Here is a 24,316-nt window from a genome sequence, read left to right as displayed (position 1 = left end):
CTGCATTCCGGTTACGGAATGAGCGCATGAATATCTTGGAAGTGAAAAAATGATGATCCGGATGACTGGAAGTTCACCGGCTGAAAAAATGCGTGTTGCTAACGCGAAGCCTGCTTATATACAGGGAGGCGGAACGAGAATGGAAAGCGGTGCCTGATATGAGGCAAGATGATAAGGAAAATGATGCTCCTGAGAAAGCGGAAAATGTGAGGCTAGAAACTCGAAAGAGGTGATTGTTAAAGCAAACAATTGAAGAACAGGAGTGTTCTGGACACGGTCACTGGTTTGCTTATCCTGCTTTTCCTGCTGCGCTTTCAGCTTTTTGGCAAGATAACATTTACCATTACAATGCAGCTGGGGTTTGTCGCGGTTTTCGCAGAGGACGCGCGTGATATATTCTTTATTGATCTGATAATATGCAATCATTCCCCACTGACTGAAAGTCGGCAGGATGGTGGTGACAAGCCATATGTAGACTATAATTGTACGCATCAGATTGCGGGGCAAATATATTAAAAAGGTTGCTTCACGCAACCTTTTTTAATATCACCATCAGGGACGGCTCTTTACAGACTGCTTGGCATCACGGTTTTGATAGTTGCCCGTTTTACCCGTATGATTTTTGGTATTTCTCTCCGCAGAGCCACTTCCTTTCTTAACCGTGGTATCCGACTCTGTTAGATTTTTCTTGCGTTTTGCAATCGCTTCCTTGGAATTAAAGGACTTTGGATCCGCGCTTTCTGTGTCGGAGTAGCGCCCGACATCATTTGCATTTTTATGCTCGGCCCCTCCCGGACGTGTACTTCCATCTCCTGCTGTGCTCTTTCTGGCGCGGTTTTCCCCGGCGCTGGCAGCTGTTCCTGTTCCGGAGGCAGCTCCGGCACTGGCGCCTGTTCCTGTATTGGCGCCTGCTCCTGCGCTGGCGGCTGTTCCTGCATTGGCGGCTGCTGAGCCCTTCGTTGACTTGCCTGCACTCGCGGCCTGACTTCCCTGCGCGTTTTTGTCCTGCTTATCGTCCTTACCAGAAGTGGATGTGGTTTGCGCGTAGGTTACTGTGGCAGCGCAAAGCATTGCCGCAATGGCCAGATTTATTGTCTTTTTCATAAGAAAACGGTTTTAATGTTGTGATGATTTGTCTCCCTCACTCTAAAAACCATACCAAAAGCAGAAAGCATGTGAAAGCCGGGAAACGCGCGCAAAAAAACTTACTGGATGTTACGCTAGATTATAACAATCATTACCTTGCAGAACAGGCAGCAACCTATTCCTAACCACTCAAAAATGGACTTAAACCTAACCTTAACCCGACGGGAAATGCTGGGCGCAACTGGCATGGCCGGTTTGGCAGTATTGGCAAGCACCGCATCCGGCGCAGGCCCTCAAACCCAGGCAAAAAGGCCGCGGATCGCCTGCCTGGTAACCTACTGGGGCGCAACAAGATCGCATGCCGACTGGATCATTACAAAATTGCTGGACGGTTACTGGTGGCAGGGCGCACATACGCCTTCGCGGGTGGATGTAGTTTCTGTTTACATTCATCAACTCGAAACCAGCTTGCTAGGCCAGAAAATATGCAAGGCCAAGAACATCTCCATCTTCAAAACAGTTGGTGAGGCCGTTACACTCGGTGGTAAGGAACTTGCCGTGGATGGGGTTGTCATCGTGGGAGAACATGGAGAATACCCGACAAACCTGAAAGGACAATGGCTGTTGCCGCGCTGGTGGATATATGAAAAAGTGATCAGGGTTTTCGAGCAAAGTAAGCGTTCGGTGCCCGTTTTTAATGATAAGCATCTTTCCTACGACTGGAACGAAGCCAAATGGATGTTTGACAAATCCCGTGAACTGAACTTTCCTCTGACTGGCGGCTCTTCCATACCTGTATATTTCCGCAAGCCTGAGATGGAACTGGACGTGGATACGCCACTGAAAAATTCCATTGTGGTAGGCGGTGCCCCGGATGAAGGTGCCCTTTTCCATTGTGTTGATGTGCTGCAAGCATTTGTGGAACGTCGAAAAGGAGGAGAAACGGGCGTCAGATCCGTGCAAAGTATCCGCGGGCCTGAAACCTGGAAGTGGACGGAGCAAAATCCATGGGCGGCAAGGCTGCTGGAAGCCGTAAGGATCAAGTTTGAATTGAAACCGGCGCACTTTCAGGAAATTGGGAAACCTAATGTCTGTATTGTTGAATATAATGATGGCACAAAAGCGGCTATATACTCTGCTCAGGGTGTTGGCTGGACCTACGCTTGTGAAATCGAAGGGCGTAATGACGCGACGATCATCTCCATGCTTGATTGGCCGGGCCCTTTCTCACAATACCACGCATCCAATGCCCAGCCCCATTGGATCACCGAAACAATGGTGTCCGGAAAAGAGCCATTCAACGCAGAGCGACTGCTTTTGTCCACCGGTATCACCGCGTACAACATGGAATCCAACTGGGAAAATGGCCGTTACTCGCCCGTCGGACGCCGCATTGAAACACCCTTCATGAACATGAAATACCGCTCAACCCGGGGCGCCCAGTTCAGCACCGGCGAGCGTCCGCCGAATAAGCCCTATATACGGGGGTTCGATGAGTAACCTAACTTTCGAATAAGGGGGAGTGGTGCTTGGAATGTTGAATTGCCTGGAAATCTTTAATTTAGGCTTCTATACCGATTGCTGACCACACTACACAGCAGATATTATTTTTTTCCAAAGATCATTACGACGACAAATAGCGAATGAAACGCAGAGATGTTATAAAATCCTTAACCCTTTTGCCGGTAGCCGGTAATATTATTTCCAAAAAGCCCCTTACTTCCGCCGCGATAGTTGGGAAGAACCATCCCCTGACTACGCAAGGCATCCCTATGCCCGACCTGCACCGGGATGCGTTTGTGATGGATGGGCATACGCACGTGATGAGTCGGGAGCTGGTGCTGAAAACGGATATCGGGCAGCGTTATCAGGATGGAACGGTGGATCTTCCCCGGGCAAAAGAGGGCGGATTGGATGCGATGTTCTTCTCGGTTTATACGCCTGAAAACTACTATCCCGGCAGGTTTGAGACGAAAAATACATTTCGTGTTGTCAATCTAGCGCTGGACCAGATTAAAAAGAATAATGCGGTCATCGAGCTGGCACTCACGGCTTCCGACATTGAACGAATTAATAAAAAAGGCAAAATGGCTGCTTTCCTGGATCTGGAAGGCGGTTACGACCTTTATGGTGATCTGGATTTGCTTCGCTCGCTTTACAAGCTGGGCCTGCGGTCCATGCAACTGACCGCGCACAGCACCACTAATGCATTTATCGATGCCTGCAATGATGTGTATACCTGGGGCGGCATTAATGAGCACGGAAAAGCGGTAATCAAGGAAATGAACGACCTGGGCATGGTGATTAACGTGGCCCATGCGTCTAATGATGCTATTTTGCAGTCGGTTGCCGCCAGCCGCCACCCGGTCATTTACAGCCACGGCGGCTTTCACAAAATTGTGGACCATCCCCGCTGCATTACGGACGAAGCTGCCAAAGCAATCGCTTCCAAGGGAGGCGTGATCGGCGTGCATTTCGGCAGCCTTTTCAACAACCCCAAATACTGGGCCTGGCAAAAACCCAACAATCCCATACGGGTGCAGCCCAGCCCCCAGCCCAAAACACCGCGGATTCTCACTTCCCAGATTACCACGCAAACCATTGAGGATGTGGACAAAGAGTTTGCGCGCGAGCTGCCATTCACCTTTAACGGCACCATTCCCGACGAATACTGGATGCATGTGGATCAGCTGGCCAATGTCATCGATTACGGCGTGAAACTCGTGGGTGAAGACCATATTGCATTGGGTTCGGATCTGGACGGCGGGCCCGAATTGCCGCGAGAAATCAAAGACATCAGTGACTTTCCCCAGATTACCATGTCGATGCAAAAGCTCGGCTATACAGATCAGCGCATCAAGAAAATCCTGGGCCTGAACTGGCTCCGTGTGATCCGGCAGGTGACGGAAGGGAAGTGAGCTTCATTGCCGACAAAAACTTATATTGTCTTTCCGCGCAATTCCTGTACATAATTGGAAGGGCTAATGCCAAACTGCTTTTGAAAATCCCTGGAAAAGTTGGTCGGAATGCTGTAACCGACCATATCGGCGACTTCATTGATCTTGTATTTGTTCTCAGCAAGCATTTCAGCGGCTCTTTTCAGGCGTGAAAGATTGATCAGTTCATTCGGCGTCATATCCGAAATGCCTTTGATCTTGCGATACAATGTGGGGCGGCTCATGTTCATTAAGGACGACAGCAGGTCAACATCCAGGTTACTGTCTGCAATTCGCCTTAAAATGATAGCATTAAGTTGCTCTAAAAACTGCTTATCCGCCGTCGTAAACGCAATGCCCCGGATATGGGTCAGCGGCGAACGCGCGAAATATTCCTTGATAATGTTGCGGTTGTTGATCAGGTTTGTGATCTGTGCGGCCAGGTGATCCAGTGAAAACGGCTTTTCAATGTAGGCATCCGCACCCACTTCCAGGCCTTCGATTTTGGAATTGATGGAGTTTTTCGCGGTTAACAGAATGATCGGAATGTGGCTGAACTGCACGTCGTTTTTCATTTTTCTGCAAAGCTGGATCCCATCCATTACAGGCATCATAATGTCGCTGATCACCAGATGAACATTTTCATGCTGCAAAATTTCAACCGCCTGTTGCCCGTCCAAAGCGCGCATCACATTGTAAGCACTGCTCAGTTCCCGGCTCAGGTAAGTCAGGATCTCCACATTATCCTCCACGATCAGGATCACTGGTTTGGCTGGGTCGGGTGCTTGACTTTGCTCGCTATTCAGCAGAAAATCGGGTGGAACTTCGCCTGTATCCCCTTTCAGATCCATTTCATAGTCCTGGTGAATGGGCAGTGAAAGCAGGAATGTATTTGTTTGTTCGTCCCGGTGTTTCAGTTCAAGACTGCCTTTATGCAGCTCGGCAAGCGAGCGCGCGAGCGGAAGGCCGATGCCTGTCCCCTCCTGTTTCTGGCTGGCGGCAACGCGGTAAAACGGCTCGAAAATCTTGTCCTTTTCCTCGTCGCCAATGATCAGGCCGTCATTGGTGAACTCAATATAAAAAAGCAGATCATCGCTACTGAAAGGCAAAAGTTTCACCTTTACGGCATTGTCCGCATATTTGATCGCATTGTTGATCAGGTTACTAATGATCTTTTTGCAGGCTTCAATGTCCACGTAAGCGTGCAATGTGATCCTGGGCAGCTCAATTTTATAATTCAGGTTTTTTTGCTCCGCAGCCGGCCGGAATGTAGAAAATACGTCGCTTAGCAGCTCATTAATGTCTGTTTTGGTAAAATTCAAACTGAAATTATTCGCCTCCGCTTTCCTGAAATCGAGCAGCTGGTTGGTCAGGTCAATGAGGCGGTTGGCGTTCTTATTAATCATAGTCAGGTTCTCAAATGTTTCGGCATCGGCCTTTTCGTCAGCCAGCAGCTTGTCGAGCGGCATTTTGATGAGCGTCAGCGGCGTTCGGATTTCGTGGGCAACGTTGGTAAAAAAGTCGATTTTGGCATTATAGATCTCACGCTCCTTGCCAATTTCAATGGCTTCAATTTCGCGCTTGTTCTTCTCGCCCATCGCCAGGTGATAATAGCGGAAAACCGTAATCCCGATGGCGGCCACAATGGTGCTGTAAAGCATATAAGCCCAGCCCGTAGCCCACCAGGGTGGCAGAATATCAATGTTCAGCCTCGTTTCACGGTCATTCCACACCTGATCGTTGTTCGACCCCTTAATCCTTAACACATAATGACCCGGCGGGAGTTTTGAAAAAGAGATTTTTCTACTGTTGCTCAATGTAAACCACTGCGGTTCAAGCCCCTCCATTTTGTATTGATAACTATTCATTTCTGGGATGACGAAGCTGAGCGCAGCCACATCGAAACTCAGACTTGATCGGTCGTAAGGCAGCTTGATCCAATTGGTATAAACCGGCGATTTGGTGAGGGGCGAGTCTTTCCCGCCAATGCGCAGTTCCTGATTATTGGCCTGAATGCCCGTCACATACACCGGTGGAACATAAGTATTTTTGTAAAATAAACCCGGTTTAAAGCTGATCAACCCTGCTACTGTGCCAAAAAACAGCGTCCCGTCGTCGTTTTTGAAGGAAGAGTTATAGTTAAACTGTTCGCTCGGCAAACCATTAGCTTCATTGTAATTGGTGAATTTCCCCGTTTTGGAATTCAGCATCGACAGGCCCCGAGAGGTGGAAATCCAGAAGTTGCGCATATCGTCTTCCACAACCCGGAAAACCTGATTATCGGGCAGTCCGTCTTCAATGCGGTAGTTTTTAAATTGCTGCGTTACTGCATTATAACGGGAAAGTCCGTGCTCGGTGCAGAACCAGAAATCGCCGTCTTTGCTTTGGTAAAGGCTGTTAATGTAATTATCCAGCAGCCCGCCCTTTTTGCTGGCGTCATATTGTATCCTGCCCTTTTTCCCTGTTTTGGGATTAGAATAAAAAATTCCGCCACCGTAACTCGCCACCCATAGCGTGCCTTCTTTGTCCTCATGAATGCTTTGCACCTGCGTATTCACAAAGGTCATCGGTGTAAAATCGTCCGTGCTGCGATTGTATTTAAATAAGCCCGACCACGTCCCGACGAGGATTTCGTTGGCGCTGGTTTTATAAAGCGTCACTACAAAATTGCTGCCGAAAGTATTGGGCAAACTCGTGGTGTAATGGCGGATCACTTTATTGGTTTTCAGATCCATCACATCCAGTCCATGCTCGTAAGTCCCGATCCATAACTCATCTCCGTCAGCGACCAATCCGTGCAGGTTTCGATACGCAATGCTTCCTTTTTTGCCATCAGGAAGAAACGATCGGAATGTTCCTGTTTGCAAGTCCAGTTGGTTGAGACCCGCATCTTCGGTTCCTATCCAGAGTTTACCGTATTTGTCCTTCACAATTTCGTGGATCAGATTCCCGCTGATGCTGTTGCCCGGCTGGGGGAAATATTTTTGAAAACGGTTGAATTCAGCAGAGTAATAATTGACGCCGCCAAACTGCGTGCTGATCCAGATCCCTCCTTCGCGATCCTTGAAAATGGCGTTGATAATGTTGTCCGTGATGGAGTAAGGGTTGTATTTCTCCTTCACGATCTGCTTCATTTGCTTCTTTTTCAAATCCAGAATGAAGAGTCCTGACTCAGAACCCAGCCAGTATTCGTCTTTGCCATTTTGGAAAAAAGTGTGAATGTAAATGTCCTGGTTCTGAGCTGTCTGCTTTGAAATGTCTGTAATATTTCCCGTGTTGTAATTGAAAAGCAGCAGCGTTTTCATATTCCCGACCAGCAGCGTGGAATCAGAAACTGCATGCAGGCGCATGTTTGAAAAAATCTCATTCACACGGCCTGAAAGGTCATATCTGGCCACCGTGCCCAACGCAGGATGATAGCGCCGGATCACCCCGTTGCTGAATGTGGCCCAAACCATTCCGCTGGCCGCGACGTGAACGGCGACGGTGTTGGCAGCATCGGGAAGCGCCGTTACTTTTCCTTTTTTGGAATCAAACCTGTAAAGTTGATTGTCGGAAATGATCCAGATGCCGCCGTCCTGATCGCCGCGGATCATCCGCACTTCGCCGGTCGGGATTAATTTGAAGACAGAAAATTGGTCTGAAACAGGATTATAGATATAAACGCCCTTATGCGTCCCGATCCAAAGTTTTTCGTCACCATCCTCGGAAATTGAAAAAACGGAGTTGCTTCCCAGGCTGGTCGAAACACCCTCCTTGCTCCTGAAAATCTTAAAAGAATTTCCGTCAAACCGGTTGAGCCCGTTGCGGCTGGCGATCCAGATAAATCCTTTTTTATCCTGAATAATATCCCCCGTTGCATTGCCAGAAAGTCCATCCGAAACTTTGTAATTTTTGAAATAATACGGCGCTTCCTGACCCAGGCAGGCCAGACAAAAAAACAAGAAGCAGAACGTAGAGAGCAGCTTTTTCACCCAGGCATCGAACAAAGTCAGCTTTGAAACCGACCCTTTTTCGTCAAACATTTTTATAAATATATCCCTGTAAAATCATTGGTAATTAATAAAACTTCATGTTGAGACGAATTGATCTAAAATTGAGACTCACAGATCATTCCGTTAATGAGCAAAGCAGGAAATTCGCACCACTTTAAATAAGTCCAATAAATTAATCGGATAGTAACAAGTGCGGAGTTCAAAATTCCAATTTAACCAACAATTTTAATGAAAAATAATTTGTACAAAATGGCGCAAGCTGCTAAAAGGCGGATGCGGACGAGCTGGTCTGCCGGAACAGCGATCGCAATGCTTTTGAGCATGCTCGTGGCCATTTCCGGGGTAGCACAGGCTCAAACGGGCACCCCGATTTCTGGTAAAGTTTCGGATAAGCAAGGCGCTTTGCCGGGTGTTTCGGTTGTAGAGAAAGGCACAAGCAACGGAACCACCACCGATGCGGAGGGAAAATTCACCTTGCAGCTTTCGGCTGGCGCCAAAACACTTACGGTTTCAAGCGTAGGCTATGTGGCTCAGGATGTGGACGTAACAAACAAGTCGAATGTGGAAATCACATTGGCAGAAGATCAAAAAACCCTTAATGAAGTGGTCGTGATTGGGTATGGCTCCCTAAACAAAAAGGAAGTCTCCAGCGCGATCACGCACCTTTCTTCCAAAGACCTGCTTCGCGTGGGAGGTAACAACCCAATGATGGCCATTCAGGGAAAAGTAGCCGGACTTACGATAACCAACACATCGACGGCTGATCCGAACTCTTCGGCAAACATTCAGTTGCGTGGCGCCTCCTCGCGCAGCGCGGGTTTGGGGCCATTGTTTGTCATCAACGGGATTCCGGGCGGTAACATTGACAACATCAACCAGAACGAGATCGAATCTATTGATGTATTAAAAGGCGGCGCGGCTTCGGCCATTTACGGAACGCGCGGAAGCAACGGGGTAATTGTGATTACCACCAAAAAAGGCTCAGCGGAACCACGTTTATTCTATGACGGCTACACGACTTTTGACTATCTGGCCAATGAGCTTTCGGTACTTTCCAAAGATCAATTTCTTGCCAATAACCGCGGCTTTGATTTCGGAGGAAATAGCAATTGGCTCAAAGAAGTGAGCCGTCAGCCATCCTTCTCTCACAAGCATACATTGCAGTTTTCTGGCGGAAGTGGGCAAACCAACTATTTCACCTCCGTGGATTACCGCGATGCCAACGGAATTGACTTGCGCTCGGGAAAAAGAGAATATGGCGGCCGGGTGAACATCAATCACACCACTGCCAATAACCTGCTTGCACTTACTTTCAGTGCAGCGCCACGATATGCGAAGATCAGTGAAGCCGATTACAGTGCATTCAACTATGCATTGACGCTCAATCCGACGATCCCTGTGCGGGACTCAACCGGCAAATACAGCTACATCAATTCAGGTTTTTTTGCTAACAACCCCGTTGAGTTTGCTACCAACGTGTTGCAGGACCGCGAGCGTAAATCACTCGATCTGAATGGCTCTATAAAGCTGAACATTCTGGACAACCTGAACACGACACTAACATTCGGAGAAGTAAGCACATCCAATCGCATTATGAACTTTACGCCGTCCAACATTACGCCCGTCATTAATGGCACCGGACGGAATACAGCATACCAGGCGCTGGAAGAAAACGATCAGAAAAGTTTGGAATGGCTAGGTAATTATTTCCTGGATAAGGGCAAACATGCTGTGAAGCTTCTCGGTGGTTACTCTTTTCAATATTTCACAGCCTCAGGATTTAATGCAGGCAACGAAAAATTCCCTTCCAATGTACTTACTTACAACGGACTTGGAACCGGATTATGGAACGTAGAGAAAGGGATTAACGGCGTAGGTTCTTACAAAAACAGCTCGAAACTGATCGCCTTTTTCGGACGGGTGAACTACGATTTTGACGAAAAATATTACCTGTCTGCCAGTCTTCGCAGAGAAGGATCTTCCAAGTTTGGTTACGACAACAAATGGGGATATTTCCCGGCAGCATCATTTGCATGGCGCCTGACGCAGGAAAGATTCCTGAAAGACATCCCCTGGCTGAATGAACTGAAACTTCGCGCCGATTATGGTGAAACCGGGAACCAGGACTTTGACAGTTACAAGTCGCTGGATACTTATGGCGGCTACGGTTATTATCCATACAACGGAAACTCTTACCAGGTCTGGGGACCTAACCAGAATACCAACTACGATTTGCGCTGGGAAAAAGCGGCCAACTTCAATATCGGGCTTGACTTTGAATTGCTTAGCAGCAAGATTACGGGTAGCATGAATTATTATGTACGTACCAACAAGGATCTTTTGGGGAACTATAATGTAGCGAACCCACCCAATATCCAGGGACAAACATTTGCCAATGTGGGCACGATGCGCAACACAGGCCTGGAATTGCAGTTAAGTGCAGCAGTGGTCAACAAAGGCGCATTTAGCTACAACTTGTCGGTTACCGGCGCATTTAACGACAATAAATTTGTCTCGTTTTCAAACAATCTTTTCAAAGGGCAGAGCTACGTTGATGTCGTAGGCATGCCAGCACCCGGGAGTCCGGGAACGTTGCAGCGATTGCAGGAAGACAAACGTATCGGGGGTTTTTATGCGCTCAAATCTGCGGGCGTAAATGACGCCGGCGCGCTGCTGGTCTACAACAGAAATGGTGATATCGTGCCTGCTAATGAGGCCAACAATGATGACAAGCAGTTTGTCGGTAACGGCCTTCCCAAGTTCACAACCGGGATTACAAACAATTTTACTTACAAAAACTGGGATCTGAGCGTGTTCTTCCGAGGTGCATTTGGCTACAAACTGTTCAATACTTATGCTTTCTATCTGGGCACTCCAGCCGCACAGCAAAATGCCAACTTGCTGACCTCGGCTTTTGATGGTAGCAAATATTCAAAGCTGACGAGTACAGCAACCTATTCATCGCTTTCGGACTACTTCCTGGAACCGGGCGGATTTTTGAAAGTGGACAACATTACCCTCAGCTACACACAGCCCATGAAAACAAAATTCATGAAGTCGGCGCGTATCTATGCAACGACGCGCAACCTGGCAACATTTACCAAGTTCACTGGCGGCGATCCCGACCTGATCCAGATCAACGGGCTGTATCCGGGCGTCAATACCAACTCGGATAACAACGGTACGCTGAATTACTATCCTTCGACAACGCAGTTGCTGCTGGGCTTACAACTTACATTCTAATAAGCTGACCTGATTCAAAAATGAAAAGAAATCATATTTCAAAATACATGCTCCGGTTTGCTGCCTGTGCGCTCCTGTCCGTAACGGCGGGCTGCACCAACCTGGACGAAGAATTATATGACAAGATTACCTCTGAAAACTTCCTGCAAACACGTGATGACGTAACGCGAGACTTTTTGAGAGCATTTGAGCACAGTTACTGGACCATCCAGGGCGGCAGTACATTCATGCTGCAGGAGAACAGTTCCGATGAAATGATGACGCCAAACCGCCAGGGCGACTGGTTCGACGGCGGGCAGTTCCAGCGCGTGCATTACCACACCTGGACACCGCAGGACAACTATACAACCGATGCCTGGAACGCACTTTACGGAGGCGTAACGCTGGCGACCAACTCGCTGGAAGATTTGGAAGGCATTACCGACCCCTCCAAATTCGAAATGACCCGTGAAGAACTGGACGGCATGATCGCAGAACTGAAAGTGCTTCGTGCATGGCTGAACATTCGTTTGCTGGACTTTTACAGAAACATTGTCATTGTTACCAAAGTAAAAGGCCAGACCGAAGGCGGACCGCAGGTTTCGCCGCAGGAAGCATTTGCTTACATCGAGCAGGAATTGAAAGATGCGCTTCCAAAGCTTTCGACCAACACGACATTGGGCAACAATGTTTCGGGACGGTGGACAAAAGGCGGCGCAGCCGCATTGCTGGTAAGGCTTTACCTGAATGCGAAAGTATACACCGGAACCGACCGTTTCAAAGACTGTGAAACACTTGCGCAAGAGATCATTGACGGCAAATATGGCTCCTATGCATTGGAAACACGCTGGGATGCTCCTTTTGACTACACAAACCCGACTTCAAAAGAAACCATTTTCGGATTCCCGGGCAGCTTTGCGCAAACGCACTGGCAGTATGACGGCGGCATGTATTTCTGGATGCTGCCCAACCTGGCACCAAGCTATTTCGGATTTACCGATTTTGGTAATGCCAACCCGAAATATGCCATGCAGCCGGGCCGCGATGTGGACAGCGTAGAATACAGCTTTACTCTGGGAAAACCATTTATCAAATTTCAGAAATACAAGGATGATCTGCGTTTGAAAAAATACAAAAACCTGGGTGGCAGCAAGCGCGAAGGAATGTTCCTTTACGGATATTTACCTTACAAAAATGCAGCGGGCAAACAAGATACGGTTAGAGGTTTCAAAGGTCCTTATCCCCTGTTCCTGCGGGATCAGGTTGGTAAATTTTTGAATGCAAAACCGGGAACCAAGATTGCGGATAAGGTTTCAAACATGAACAATGCGGACAACAATTCCGGCCTTTATCCGGTGAAATATCCTTACTACCCGAGTGATGATCCCAACAAAATCTCTTCCGCTTATGCAGAAATCCGTTTTGCGGAAATCTATTATTCTCTGGCTGAATGTAAATATCGTGCAGGAAACAAAGCGGCAGCGGCAACATTGCTGAACGCAGTCCGCAAACGCAATTATCCAGCCGGTTCGCCCAGCCTTTACAAAGCCAACGGTGCCGAGCTTACCGACCAGGAAATGCTCGACGAATGGATGCGTGAATTCCTGGCAGAAGGCCGCAGAAGAACGGATCTGATTCGCTGGGGCGTATTCACAACCGGCACCTGGTGGGACAAGAAACCCGATGCGGACAATCACACAGAAATTTTCCCGATCGGACAAAATGTAATGAATGCTTCACCACAATTGAAGCAAAACCCTGGTTACTAAAATATAATTAGATGAAATTTCACAAACCTTTGGTCGGGCCAAGCTTGGTTGTGTTGAGCGCTGCAATTTTAGTTGCAGTGCTCGGCTCGGCCTATCGCGGCCCGGTCAGCACTTTCCATATAAAGCCAGCAACAAATGCTGGCTTTTCAGACGTTAAGCGCCCCCGTGAAGCCTGGGTCCTACGCTCCGTGCTCGATTCCAAACCCCGGATTCTCAGCATTGCGTTGCACGACAATCTCTGGCTTGCCTACAACACCAAAACAGCCGCTTTATACAAAGCCTGGACGGGAAAAATCGATTTTAACGGACCGGTTTACACCTCGTCGCACGGCCCGCAGCCGGTTTCAGTAGGAACCACTTACATGGAAGAGCCGGACGGAAATCCCTGGCGCATAACTGCGGACGGCAAAGAAGTGACGCCGGAAATCAATTACAAAGGCCATACGGTGCTCGATAATCAGGTTACATTGAAATACGATCTGGATTATCAGGGGAAAAAGATTTCTGTTGAAGAAAGACCTGAGTTTTTTGATGCGGGAAATGGCAAAGCAGGTTTTGAACGCGTGTTTACGGTTGCTAACGCGCCAACCGGAATTGAATTGTCGCTGAATGTGCATTTGAATTCACTTGCTACGGATACCGACTATAAAACGGATGGGAAATATCTAGGCGTTATCAGCAAAGAAGCCGCCGGAAACCAGTCCTTCATTGCGATGAATGGCAAGCTGATCCTGAATAATACAGGCAAGACAACTTTTTCAGTTAACCTGACCGAAAAACCAGCACAGCCGCAAACAGCCCAGCAGGAAAGCAAAGCGGACATGGCCGCTGGACTTTTTGCAAAAAGCGACTGTAACACGTGCCATAACCAGGAAGTAAAAACCGTTGGCCCGGCTTATAAAGCCATTGCCGAGCGTTATGAAAACAATGACAAAAACAAAGACCTGCTGGTTACCAAAGTGATCAAAGGCGGCGCAGGCAACTGGGGACAAATCGCCATGTCGCCGCATCCCGATTTGAAAAAAGAAGATGCCGAAACCATGGTCTCCTACATCCTGGAACTGGATGCACAAAAGGAAAAAGCACAGGCGGCAAACAAATTAATGCCTAAGCCTGCCTACCCGATTGTGCTTAAATCCATTGCTCCCGCGAAAGTGGCTGCAGCGACTGAAAAAATCGGCATTGCGGTGAACATTTACCAATTCGCCAGCGGCATTGGCAGCGTCCCTGAAATCAATGATGAAATGTTGCCGGTTCAAGCCGGATCGATCAATGCATTGCATTTGGACGAGCGGGACTTTGGTGATTTAAAAGACAATTTCGCCATCTACGCAAGTGGTTATATCAACATTAAAAAGACGACGAACATTGTTTTCCGACTGGTTTGTGACGATGGCGGGAAGTTGTTTATTGATGATAAAATGGTTGTCGATAACGGCGTCAATCACGGGTTGCAGCCGACCGATGGCGAGATCATTTTAAAACCGGGCAAACATCCTTTCAGAGTGGAATATTATCAGGGTTCGTTTGGCAAAGGACTTTCTTTACAATGGCGTCCGTATGGCAGCAAGGAGTTTGTAGTGGTTCCGCCAAGCGTTTTCACATACAAAGGTGCGGACATTAAAAAGACTGCACAAACGCCGGTTGACGTCAAAAAAGAAGACATTCCCGGCGATAAGTCGCCGCTCGTTGCTGTGCACCCAAGTTTCACATTAGCGCAGGCGCGGCCGGATAATTTTCAGCCGAGAGTCGGCGGAATGGATTTTCTGGCGGATGGGAGAATGGTTGTGAGCACGTGGGATTCGCTGGGCTCCGTTTACATTGTAGACGGCCGCAAAGCCACAACACCCAATGACATTAAGGTAAAACGCATTGCATACGGATTAGCCGAGCCGCTGGGTTTGAAAGTCGTGGACGATGAAATTTACATCATGCAGAAACAAGAGCTCACCAAACTTGTTGATTTAAATAAAGATGAGCTCATCGACGAATATCAGACCATTTGCAACGGGTGGAAAGTCTCTGCCAACTTCCATGAATTTGCCTTTGGGCTGGTATATAAAGACGGCTATTTCTACGGAACATTGGCAACGGCCATTAACCCCGGCGGAGCGAGCACAAAACCGCAAATCCCGGACCGTGGAAAAGTGGTAAAAATTTCTAAAAAAGACGGCTCATTCACATTCGTAGCATCCGGGTTAAGGACGCCGAATGGCATTGGTCTTGGTGTGGATGATGAAATATTTATTGCCGATAACCAGGGCGACTGGCTGCCTGCCAACAAGATCATTCATTTGCAGGAAGGCGCCTGGTATGGCTCGCGGTCCGTGGACTTTGAAGGCACTGCGAATCGCAAGGAAACGCCTCCGATCATGTGGCTTACGCAGGATGAGATCGGGAACTCCCCAAGCCAGCCCGCTAAGCTGAATGTGGGTCCTTACCAAAACCAGATGATCCATGGCGATGTAACGCATGGCGGCATTAAGCGTATTTTTGCTGAAAAAGTGAATGGCGTTTACCAGGGAGCCGTTTTCCGGTTTACGCAGGGACTGGAAGCAGGCGTTAACCGCCTCGCATGGAGCCCTGACGGTTCGCTTTATATTGGCGGCGTGGGTTCTACGGGTAACTGGGGACACACCGGCAAGCTGGGTTACGGATTACAAAAACTGACTTTCAATGATAAAGTTGCGTTTGAAATGCTGGCTGTAAGAGCTAAATCAGACGGTTTGGAAATTGAATTTACGGAGCCTTTGAAAGAAGGCGTGGGCGAAACAGCCGCTGATTACGAGATCCGCCAATGGTGGTTTAAGCCAACCGGTGATTACGGCGGCCCGAAGATGGACGAGGAAAACCTGGCTGTAAAATCTGTCAAAGTTTCCGCAGACCGCAAGAAGGTGACATTGCAGCTGGCTGGCATGAAAAGCAAGCATATGGTTTACATTCATTTGAACCGGAAAAACATGATAAGCCAAAACGGAAGCAACTTATGGAGCACCGAAGCCTGGTACAATTTGAATGAAATTCCGCACACGGTAAATTAACGCACAGCTATTTTTTACTACGATTTATCTCAATTTGAAAAGGCCTGGCAGTCATGATCTGCCAGGCCTTATGCTTTGTAGGAACTTATTATTTGCTTTATATCAATCAAACATTTGAAACGGCGTCCTTTGTTTGCCTGAGATTTGTACTATTTATTTATAATTTTAACATATATTGCTAAGTAAGAAATGGTTACTAAACTGTAAAGAAGCATGATATGAAATCGATATTTTACACTTCACTGATCCTGGCCGGTTTCCTTTTTTCCGGGTCGGACGCTTGCAGCCAGAGTAAATTCGCTGTTTCTGCCAACGTGACGCCATTTTTAGGACATTCCAAAACCACCGTGGATGTAATTGTGCCCGACTCTGGTAGCAGCGGAACATTCACTACGCAAAGATGGACATCGGAAGCCTCACCAAAAGGCATTTGGATCGGACTGAACGGAAGATTTTCGTTTTCAAAGAAGTGGTCGGCTTCAACGGGGCTATGGTACGGCTATTACCGGATAAAAGCCACGAATGTCGATAGCCGTTCCCACACCTTTTCGATTCCCCTTGTTGCCAATTTACAAACGTCTGACCGTAAGTTATCGCCCTATTTTTCTGCTGGCGCATTCTGGAATTTTGCTACAACCAGCCGCTTAACAATCCCTGACATCGGCACGGTGACTTTTAAATCAGACGAAAATACTTCAAGGATCTCACCAACCGTTGGAGCGGGTGTCATTTACCATTTCGCCCAACGCTTATCCCTTATCGCCCAGCCGACTTTCACATACGCAATTCCGCCTTCAAACATGGATACAAAAGCATATCAGGTGGGTTTGAATTTGCAACTTATGGTGAAACTTTAATGTAAAAGATTAAGGGAACCCATCAGTTGAACTTAATCTTATGCAAAGCAAATACCGTCATTCGGAGCAGTAACCAGCCGTGTTTGAAACGGGAAATGTTGGTTTCGCCGTAGGTTCGGGCGCGATAACGGATGGGGATTTCAATGAATTTGAGTTTGAGTCTGGCCGACCCGAAAATAAGGTCGAAATCTCCAAATGGGTCAAACTCTCCGAAGTAGGATCGGTTGGCTGCTAATCGGAGATAATTTTCCCTGGAAAGCACCTTCGTGCCGCAGAGCGTGTCTTTTAAGTTTTGTCCCAACAGCCAGGAAAATGCCAGGCTGAAAAATTTATTACCGAGCAAATTGAGAAAGCGCATAGCCTGTTTTTCCATCGGATATACCAGCCGCGAACCGTTGATATACTCTCCTTTTCCCGACGCGATGGCATTGAAAAATTTGGGCAGTTCCTCAGGCGCGACCGTCATATCAGCATCCAGGATCATTAGAATGTCCCCGCTGGCAATCCCATAGCCTTTTCTTACAGCATCCCCCTTGCCCTTGCCATCCTGCTGCACCCATTTGATATCACGAAATTCCCGGTAATGCGCACCCAGCCGCTGGATTTCCTCCCATGTTTGGTCTGTGGAATTACCCTCCACAAAAATCAGTTCGGTGTGGCGGCCCATTTTTGGTGTGCGCCTGATCAGTGCTTCGATGTTGCCTTTTTCGTTGCGGGCAGGAATGATTACGCTCACGCTCAGATCGTTAGCAGCATCTCGCACAACCCTATTGCTCCTGGCCACCAGGCAGGTGATTAGTCCCAGGCCGTTGATCAACGGCAGATTACCGATGTAACGGTTGAAAAAATATGAAATGAGGGGAATGTATTTGGGTAAAATCATCTTCCTGTAATGGTCGATCAGGTCGAAGTCTGCAACATGAATAAGGGAGATAATATCACTGATGTCCAGCCAGTTTTGTCTTTTTTGAGGCATCTTCAAGCCTAAGGTTTCCGCAAGATTCAGTATAGGCCGCCAGATGAAATTGGTGGATGTGATCACCAGCCGCGTTTGCGGAGTAAACACTTTGTGAATTTCATGAAACACCATTTGCACGTCCCTGAAACTGCCCACCGTGTCACTAATGATCACATAATCAAATGTTTCGTCCAGTGTTATGTGCTCAGCATTCATTTCGTAATACACCTGGGCAGGCCTGCGGATTCTTGCAAAACGAATCATTTCATTTGAAATATCAATTCCTACTCCCCTTGCCGGCCGGAGCTGTTCCAGCAGATAACCCGTGCCGCAACCTATTTCAAGCACCGCAGAGCCTTCCGGAACGATAGATTTCAGGTGCTTTACCAGCGACCGATGATAGTATGCATTTTTACTGATCCATTTTTCTCTCTCTTCCCCGGTCATTTGAATGTCTGATTATACCAGCTCGAATCAGCCAGAATCAATAGTTGCTCATTGGGAATTGCCGTATAACCTTTATCAGGAAATGCGTGGTAGGCACCGTTTTGGACTAAGCCTTTTATATAGATGTACATCAATGGCTTTCCAAGAATATGTGCAGGAAGCTGCCCGTTTTCGGGCCAGAAGCTCGGATAAACCCGCTCAAAATAGCGCAGATACTGGAATGGAACGATAACTTCTGAACCCACCGGCATTGCTTTGGCCAATCCGTGGAGCTGCCGGGCTACACCGTCGGGATAGGGATCAAAACCAAACCGCGATTTGATCATGTACGAAGCATTCCTGCTTAGTGTGCTTGGCTTGGTGTCAAATGAAAAATGATGTGCGACCAGAAATGTGCCCAAAATAAATTGGAGCACACAGCCAGCCAATACCCAGCTGATCGCGTTTTGACCTGGCGTAAACCCTGCCTGAGCCACGCGGTAGCTTAAATAAATAAACGCACTGAACATAAACGCCCACAAGCCGCTGATTCGGGGCGGATAGGAAATGCCCGGATAAATGGTTGGAAAATAATAAAGCGCCTCAGTTGCAAACATCACAAACAGGACTGCATAACAACCCGCCAGCACCCCAATAACCAACTCCCTGCGCGGGAATGCACATAGCCAGGGCATAAATGGGATCAAACCCAAACCAAAAGTGAGCACGCCCACGGCCAGCGAAAATAAGAGGTAATAAAAGAATGTGCGGTTAAACTGGGTATTGGAAAATGCCTGATTGAGACGACTAGATTGCGATCCGTTCAAGTAGGAAAGCCACCATAAACCGATCAAAAATAATACCACGGAAACGGCGGCAATGGTCAGGTTTCGTTTGTTTAGAATGTAGCTTAACCAATGTTTGCCCGGATCGAGAATAACCCGGTCCACCACAGAGCAGAACAGAAAAAGACAGCAAATCAGGACGATGGAGGACTCCTTCACCAAAAAAGTGAGCGTGAGCCACACAACGAACATTGTCCATTTGCGCTGTGCCAGGCTTAAAGCAAGAAACGCGAGCAAGGGAACAAAGTACTGCTCAGGATGCCAGCCAAAGTAATCGAGATACATGAAATAGGCCATCGGCCCGAACACATAAACCAGAGCCGTAAGCCAGATTGCACGGCGTTCGGCAACATTGAAGCCGGCAAAGCTTCGGTATGATATCAGAAAAAAAAGTCCGACAAAGCATACATAGGCCATAAAAAGCCCGTTTACGCCCATGGGCCTGGTGAAAATCCCGATCAGGGGAATAAAATAATAATTGTGCTGCCGGGCGTGGTTTCCATAAATAGTATCGAAAAGATACGGGCGCCCTTCTAGCCAGCCTTTGCTCAGTTGCAGTATCACCATTCCGTCAGGATATTGCTCGGGGCTGGTTTGAAATTGAAATACTTTGACAAAAAACCACACGACGCAACCAAGAATCGGAAGCACAACGAAAAATGCATTTGCAGATCGGCTCATAGCATTTGATATAGTAACCGCAACTTAACATACGTTTCCGCCAACTGAAATACATTTGCCGTTTATTTAATCAAACCCACTGATATATTTATTTACCGTTTAAATGGATTCGAGAAGAGATTTTCTAAAAAAAGCTGCATTACTGACCGGCACAGGTGCCATGGCCAATATGCTGCCTCCTGTCATTCAAAGGGCCCTGGCTATTAATCCTGAACCCGGAAGCACTTTCTACGATGCCGAGCATGTTGTTTTCCTGATGCTAGAAAACCGCTCATTCGACCATCAGCTGGGCACATTGCAAGGCGTTCGCGGCTTCAATGATCCTCGGGCAATTGATCTGCCAAACAAAAACAAGGTGTGGTTTCAGTCCAATTCCGATGGAGACACCTATGGGCCTTTCCACCTGAATGTTAAGGATACCAAAATCGCCTGGATGGGCTCCATCCCGCACGGCTGGACCGACCAGACAGACGCTATGAACGATGGCAAATACGACCGCTGGCTGGATGTAAAAAAGCCAAATAAAAAAGAATACGCGCACATTCCACTTACAATGGGATACTGTGACCGGAACGACTTCCCGTTCTACTACTCACTTGCAGACGCCTTCACGGTTTGCGATCATAATTTTTGTTCAAGCATTACGGGCACGCACCCTAACCGATACTATTGGATGAGCGGCACCGTGCGGGAGAAGAATGAACCCGACGCACTCGCGCACCTTTGGAATATCAGCAACTACGTTTACCCTGAGCTCGACTGGAAAACCTATCCTGAGCGACTGGAAGAAAACGGCATTCCCTGGAAAGTTTACCAGAATGAAATTACCATGGGTTATGGCCTGAAAGGTGAGGAAAGTTCATGGCTAAGCAACTTCGGCACCAATGTGCTGGAATATTTCAAGGCCTACAATGTCCGCTTTCACGAAGGAGGGATCGCCAACCTGCAGGCCAAAAAAGAAACGGTCCTCCAAACGATCACAGAACTGGAAAAGCAGCCTGCGGACGAATCCAAAGAGCGGAAACTGGCTGCCGCTAAAAAGCTGCTGGCCAACTATGAAACGGCGCAAAAGAAGTTCAATGCGGAGACTTTCGCCGGACTATCCCAAACCGGCAAGAACCTCAATACGAAGGCATTCACCACCAACATCAGTGACACCGACTTTCAGACCCTCACGCCTTTGCAATACAGTGACAATGGCACCGAACGCATACTGAATGTGCCAAAAGGCGACATTTTTCATCAGTTCAGGAAGGACGTGGAAGAAGGAACGTTGCCAGCTGTTTCATGGCTGATGCCGCCCGCGCGCTTTTCAGATCACCCGGGAGAACCCTGGTTTGGCCCATGGTATGTGAGTGAAGTGATGGAAATTTTGCTCAAAAATCCGGAGGTCTGGAAGAAAACGATTTTTGTCCTCACTTACGACGAGAACGACGGCTATTTCGACCATATGCCACCTTATACTGTTCCGAATCCATACAAGGAAAATACCGGAAAGGTCTCCGCAGGAATCGACCCGAAAATGGATTTCGCAACTAAAAAGCAGCAAACCAATCCATCCATGAACGAAGCCAAACTCCGCGATGGGTCCATCGGGCTGGGTTACCGCGTACCGATGATCATTGCTTCACCCTGGACACGCGGCGGTTTTGTTAATTCCGAAATTTTTGACCACACATCTTCCCTGCAATTCCTGGAAAATTTTATTGAAAAGAAATTTGGTAAAAACGTCCGCGAAGAGAACATTACCAACTGGCGGCGGACCATTTGCGGCGATCTTACCTCCGTTTTCCGACCTTATAATGGTGAAAAAATGGAGAACCCCGCGTTTCTCGACAAAAACCAGTTCATTGAAGAAATCCATCAGTCGCAGTTCCGGCAGACGCCCGACAATTTCAAAAAGCTTTCTCTAACCGACATAAAGGAAATCAGCCAGAATCTCCGCGAATCACCGGCTTTCCCGACGCAGGAAAAGGGGATCCGCCCTGCATGCGCGCTGCCGTATGAGTTATATTCCAACGCACGTTTTGACAAATCCAAAAATCAGGTAACATTATCTTTCAAGGCCGGTAAAGCTGTATTTGGCGAAAAAGCGAGCGGCGCCCCATTCCGCGTTTACGCCGTGAATGCTTATCAAAACGATCCGCTTCGTTCCTGGGATTACAGCGCGGCTGCGGGCGATACGCTGACGGATGAGTGGAATATCGGCGATTTTGCAGAATCAAAATATCACCTGCGCGTATACGGCCCGAATGGTTTCTTCCGTGAGTTCAGAGGCGACGGCAGCAATCCGTTGCTGAAAGTAACCTGCCTTTACCAGAGTTCCGGCAAAAAGCCTACGGGCAATATCGAAGTCCTGATTGAGAATATGGATACAAAGTCACATCAGATCATTGTTTCCGATAACAGTTACAAAACAGGCGAACAGCAAAAAACCATTGCAGCTGGTGGCAAGGCAACGGTGGCTCTGAACCTTTCCAAGACATTTAACTGGTACGATTTCAGTATTAAAGTAAAAGGCAGCGAAGCGTTTGAAGAGCGCTTTGCAGGACACGTTGAAACAGGCGACGCAACAAAAACTGACCCACTAATGGGCGGCATTGTCTGATCAGGGATAATCGAATTTTCAATAAATAACCGGGCTTTGTTGTCTGTATGACAACAAAGCCCGGTTATTTTGCCGGATGAAACACTTTGAGAATGGTACGCTTTTAGTGTTTAGCAAAATTGCAAACCAAATAGGTCTCTCGTGTGTTCTCACAATCGCGGAAAGTGCAAAACGGGAATGATTGTTTGGCCGTTTCGCTCCTGATATGACTATGAAACCACTTGTTGCCACATTTGCTATCACTCCATCTTTACAGAGCTATTTTAACGAACTGCGCAAACAGCATTTTCCGGCGGAGCGCAATTATATTGATGCTCACCTCACCCTTTTTCATGCATTGCCCGACCAGCCCCGGATCATGGCGGATCTTGAAACGCTGGCGAATGAACAGCCAGCATTTGACGTCACGGCCGAGTCAGTCATTTCCCTGGGCAATGGAACTGCATTTAAAATTGCATCACCGGATCTGCCTGCGTTGCATCAGAAATTGCAAAAAGGTTGGTTTGAATTTTTGACTAACCAGGACAGACAGAAGAGAAATTTTCATGTCACAATCCAAAACAAGGTTGAACCGCAAGTTGCCAAAAAGTTGCAGGCAGAATTGGCGTCGGATTTTAAACCATTTACCTTCGCAATCCAGGGCATTCAGCTCTGGCGTTACCATAATGGCCCGTGGGAATTCCTGATGCAGTTTGATTTTCATGATCGGGTATGAAAAGATCGCACTGTCGGCGGATCGTGTCTTGTGCTGTGTAGCCGTAATTAAATCCTGACCTTGATACGCAACTTACCAGATGTTGAATCATTTAGCGAAATATACTTTACATAAACTTTCTGGCTAAAATAATCATCCTGCGTTTCGGGAATACCCGGCTTTCCAGCGGGTAGCAGGATTTCGGTTTTGGGCTCGAACCGAGGATCGGTCGACCAGTGAATGGCCGATGGGTGGGACAGTGCGCCGTCGAAGGAGAACCTGATGAAGGCGGGCTGTTTCCGGTTGTTTATCACGAAAGTAGTGTCGCGGGCTGCGTCGGTGACTTCCAGATCGTATGATTTTGCAGACTCGTAAATCGTTCCTTCACATGATGCTATGCAAACAGCCAGACAGGCCAGCAGGCCTTTGATCAGGTTTACAGATTTTCCCATAGGGCTGGTATTATTAGTGAAATTTGATACAATATCGTTGCTAGCATCTCAAAATGAATAGCCTAGGCCAATTCTCACGCCCGGATTGATAACACTTTGGCGGACACCGCTTTCCTGTTTACCAAAAGACATTAACCCGTGGCGTTCAAAAAACGGGTTCAGGAAAATGTTTGCATGTTTATAGCTGTATTTCAAACCAGCGCCCAGACCCAAACCAATCCCGGTTTGTTTGTCTATATCGCTGTCCTTTTTGTCAATTTCCGCATCAAGTAGCAACCCGCCATTGATAAAAAGATATTTGAGAAACGTCAGATGGGCATAAACCGGTATGGAAACGACCTTAATGGACTGGGTAATGTCCGGAATGACGATATCAGGCATGCCAACGTAATCAAGTTTGAAATCAAACTGACTATAATCGATGCCGGTTTCGAGTGTGATGATCTTGCTGCTCTTCATGAAGTAGCGCAAACCAAAAGAATGGGACGCAACAGCCTTATAACCAGCACCGCCCTGGACATCTCTATTATAAACAGGCTCAGGTTTAGACCGGGAATAAGTTACAAAAAGTGTGTTGGGATTTTGGCAAAAAGCGTCGACCGAAAGCGTTGCAAACAGGATAGTCAGTAAAAACTCCTTCATGAAAAAGTAAGGTTTGAATGGCTAATGTAACCGAAATATACATGATCCATCTAACCTGTCAAAGTAATATTCGGGACGGGAAATTATATTTTCATAAAGATTTG

The 24,316-nt window shown here is 47.6% G+C and carries 15 protein-coding genes; 8 read left to right on the top strand and 7 right to left on the bottom strand.

The features are described from left to right. Nucleotides 1–114: 114 nt before the first annotated feature. Both MUK70_RS05450 and MUK70_RS05445 read right to left on the bottom strand, forming a co-directional pair. Nucleotides 115–492 (bottom strand): hypothetical protein, encoded by a 378-nt coding sequence (locus MUK70_RS05450; protein WP_234658287.1) that lies wholly within the window; start codon nucleotides 490–492, stop codon nucleotides 115–117. Between the two features lie 60 nt (nucleotides 493–552). Continuing rightward, the gene (locus MUK70_RS05445; protein ID WP_234604391.1) at nucleotides 553–1,104 is read right to left on the bottom strand and encodes a hypothetical protein; all 552 of its coding nucleotides are present in this window, start codon (nucleotides 1,102–1,104) and stop codon (nucleotides 553–555) included. A gap of 177 nt (nucleotides 1,105–1,281) precedes the next feature. Here MUK70_RS05445 and MUK70_RS05440 point away from each other — a divergent pair, with 177 nt between their 5' ends. Further along, complete coding sequence (locus tag MUK70_RS05440) at nucleotides 1,282–2,586, top strand: hypothetical protein (RefSeq protein ID WP_234658288.1); 1,305 nt, start codon at nucleotides 1,282–1,284, stop codon at nucleotides 2,584–2,586. A 143-nt stretch (nucleotides 2,587–2,729) separates the two neighbouring features. Beyond that, complete coding sequence (locus tag MUK70_RS05435; RefSeq protein ID WP_234658289.1) at nucleotides 2,730–4,004, top strand: dipeptidase; 1,275 nt, start codon at nucleotides 2,730–2,732, stop codon at nucleotides 4,002–4,004. Between the two features lie 20 nt (nucleotides 4,005–4,024). Here the strand turns inward: MUK70_RS05435 and MUK70_RS05430 are convergent, their stop codons facing one another. Then, a complete protein-coding gene (locus tag MUK70_RS05430) occupies nucleotides 4,025–8,047 on the bottom strand; it encodes a hybrid sensor histidine kinase/response regulator transcription factor (protein WP_234658290.1) in 4,023 nt (1,340 codons plus the stop codon). A gap of 198 nt (nucleotides 8,048–8,245) precedes the next feature. On the opposite strand from MUK70_RS05430, the gene MUK70_RS05425 reads away from it, so the two are divergent. The 4 genes from MUK70_RS05425 (at nucleotide 8,246) to MUK70_RS05410 (ending at nucleotide 16,906) form a co-directional block, all read left to right on the top strand. Next, complete coding sequence (locus MUK70_RS05425; protein ID WP_234658291.1) at nucleotides 8,246–11,260, top strand: SusC/RagA family TonB-linked outer membrane protein; 3,015 nt, start codon at nucleotides 8,246–8,248, stop codon at nucleotides 11,258–11,260. Between the two features lie 20 nt (nucleotides 11,261–11,280). Then, nucleotides 11,281–13,008: a RagB/SusD family nutrient uptake outer membrane protein gene (locus MUK70_RS05420; RefSeq protein WP_234658292.1), complete on the top strand. Its 1,728-nt coding sequence runs from the start codon at nucleotides 11,281–11,283 to the stop codon at nucleotides 13,006–13,008. An 11-nt stretch (nucleotides 13,009–13,019) separates the two neighbouring features. Next, the gene (locus MUK70_RS05415; protein WP_234658294.1) at nucleotides 13,020–16,049 is read left to right on the top strand and encodes a PA14 domain-containing protein; all 3,030 of its coding nucleotides are present in this window, start codon (nucleotides 13,020–13,022) and stop codon (nucleotides 16,047–16,049) included. Between the two features lie 218 nt (nucleotides 16,050–16,267). Continuing rightward, a complete protein-coding gene (locus tag MUK70_RS05410; protein WP_234658295.1) occupies nucleotides 16,268–16,906 on the top strand; it encodes an outer membrane beta-barrel protein in 639 nt (212 codons plus the stop codon). A 22-nt stretch (nucleotides 16,907–16,928) separates the two neighbouring features. Here MUK70_RS05410 and MUK70_RS05405 read toward each other — a convergent pair whose 3' ends face one another. Next, entirely contained in the window at nucleotides 16,929–18,311 is a 1,383-nt protein-coding gene (locus MUK70_RS05405) for a glycosyltransferase (RefSeq protein WP_234658296.1), read from the bottom strand. Further along, nucleotides 18,308–19,816, bottom strand: a complete 1,509-nt coding sequence (locus tag MUK70_RS05400; RefSeq protein ID WP_234658297.1) for a hypothetical protein — start codon at nucleotides 19,814–19,816, stop codon at nucleotides 18,308–18,310. The genes MUK70_RS05405 and MUK70_RS05400 overlap by 4 nt, the downstream gene beginning before the upstream one ends. Before the next feature lie 103 nt (nucleotides 19,817–19,919). On the opposite strand from MUK70_RS05400, the gene MUK70_RS05395 reads away from it, so the two are divergent. Together MUK70_RS05395 and MUK70_RS05390 are read left to right on the top strand one after the other, a co-directional pair. After that, a complete protein-coding gene (locus tag MUK70_RS05395) occupies nucleotides 19,920–22,424 on the top strand; it encodes a phosphocholine-specific phospholipase C (protein WP_234658298.1) in 2,505 nt (834 codons plus the stop codon). A gap of 211 nt (nucleotides 22,425–22,635) precedes the next feature. Beyond that, entirely contained in the window at nucleotides 22,636–23,139 is a 504-nt protein-coding gene (locus MUK70_RS05390) for a 2'-5' RNA ligase family protein (protein ID WP_234658299.1), read from the top strand. 47 nt (nucleotides 23,140–23,186) lie between these two features. Here the strand turns inward: MUK70_RS05390 and MUK70_RS05385 are convergent, their stop codons facing one another. Then, on the bottom strand, nucleotides 23,187–23,570 hold the full coding sequence (locus tag MUK70_RS05385; protein ID WP_234658300.1) for a hypothetical protein: 384 nt from the start codon (nucleotides 23,568–23,570) through the stop codon (nucleotides 23,187–23,189). A gap of 48 nt (nucleotides 23,571–23,618) precedes the next feature. Beyond that, entirely contained in the window at nucleotides 23,619–24,212 is a 594-nt protein-coding gene (locus tag MUK70_RS05380; protein ID WP_234658301.1) for a hypothetical protein, read from the bottom strand. Between the last annotated feature and the right edge of the window lie 104 nt (nucleotides 24,213–24,316).

This window comes from Dyadobacter chenwenxiniae, from assembly GCF_022869785.1.
In the GTDB taxonomy this organism is placed as follows: Bacteria; Bacteroidota; Bacteroidia; order Cytophagales; family Spirosomataceae; genus Dyadobacter; species Dyadobacter chenwenxiniae.
The sequence above is the reverse complement of the archived record's forward strand: the minus strand, read 5'-3'. Positions and strand labels throughout refer to the sequence as shown.

Coding starts and splice junctions, on each gene's coding strand:
- MUK70_RS05450 (WP_234658287.1), bottom strand. CDS start 492: ATGCGTACAATTATAGTCTACATATGGCTTGTCACCACCATCCTGCCG.
- MUK70_RS05445 (WP_234604391.1), bottom strand. CDS start 1,104: ATGAAAAAGACAATAAATCTGGCCATTGCGGCAATGCTTTGCGCTGCC.
- MUK70_RS05440 (WP_234658288.1), top strand. CDS start 1,282: ATGGACTTAAACCTAACCTTAACCCGACGGGAAATGCTGGGCGCAACT.
- MUK70_RS05435 (WP_234658289.1), top strand. CDS start 2,730: ATGAAACGCAGAGATGTTATAAAATCCTTAACCCTTTTGCCGGTAGCC.
- MUK70_RS05430 (WP_234658290.1), bottom strand. CDS start 8,047: ATGTTTGACGAAAAAGGGTCGGTTTCAAAGCTGACTTTGTTCGATGCC.
- MUK70_RS05425 (WP_234658291.1), top strand. CDS start 8,246: ATGAAAAATAATTTGTACAAAATGGCGCAAGCTGCTAAAAGGCGGATG.
- MUK70_RS05420 (WP_234658292.1), top strand. CDS start 11,281: ATGAAAAGAAATCATATTTCAAAATACATGCTCCGGTTTGCTGCCTGT.
- MUK70_RS05415 (WP_234658294.1), top strand. CDS start 13,020: ATGAAATTTCACAAACCTTTGGTCGGGCCAAGCTTGGTTGTGTTGAGC.
- MUK70_RS05410 (WP_234658295.1), top strand. CDS start 16,268: ATGAAATCGATATTTTACACTTCACTGATCCTGGCCGGTTTCCTTTTT.
- MUK70_RS05405 (WP_234658296.1), bottom strand. CDS start 18,311: ATGACCGGGGAAGAGAGAGAAAAATGGATCAGTAAAAATGCATACTAT.
- MUK70_RS05400 (WP_234658297.1), bottom strand. CDS start 19,816: ATGAGCCGATCTGCAAATGCATTTTTCGTTGTGCTTCCGATTCTTGGT.
- MUK70_RS05395 (WP_234658298.1), top strand. CDS start 19,920: ATGGATTCGAGAAGAGATTTTCTAAAAAAAGCTGCATTACTGACCGGC.
- MUK70_RS05390 (WP_234658299.1), top strand. CDS start 22,636: ATGAAACCACTTGTTGCCACATTTGCTATCACTCCATCTTTACAGAGC.
- MUK70_RS05385 (WP_234658300.1), bottom strand. CDS start 23,570: ATGGGAAAATCTGTAAACCTGATCAAAGGCCTGCTGGCCTGTCTGGCT.
- MUK70_RS05380 (WP_234658301.1), bottom strand. CDS start 24,212: ATGAAGGAGTTTTTACTGACTATCCTGTTTGCAACGCTTTCGGTCGAC.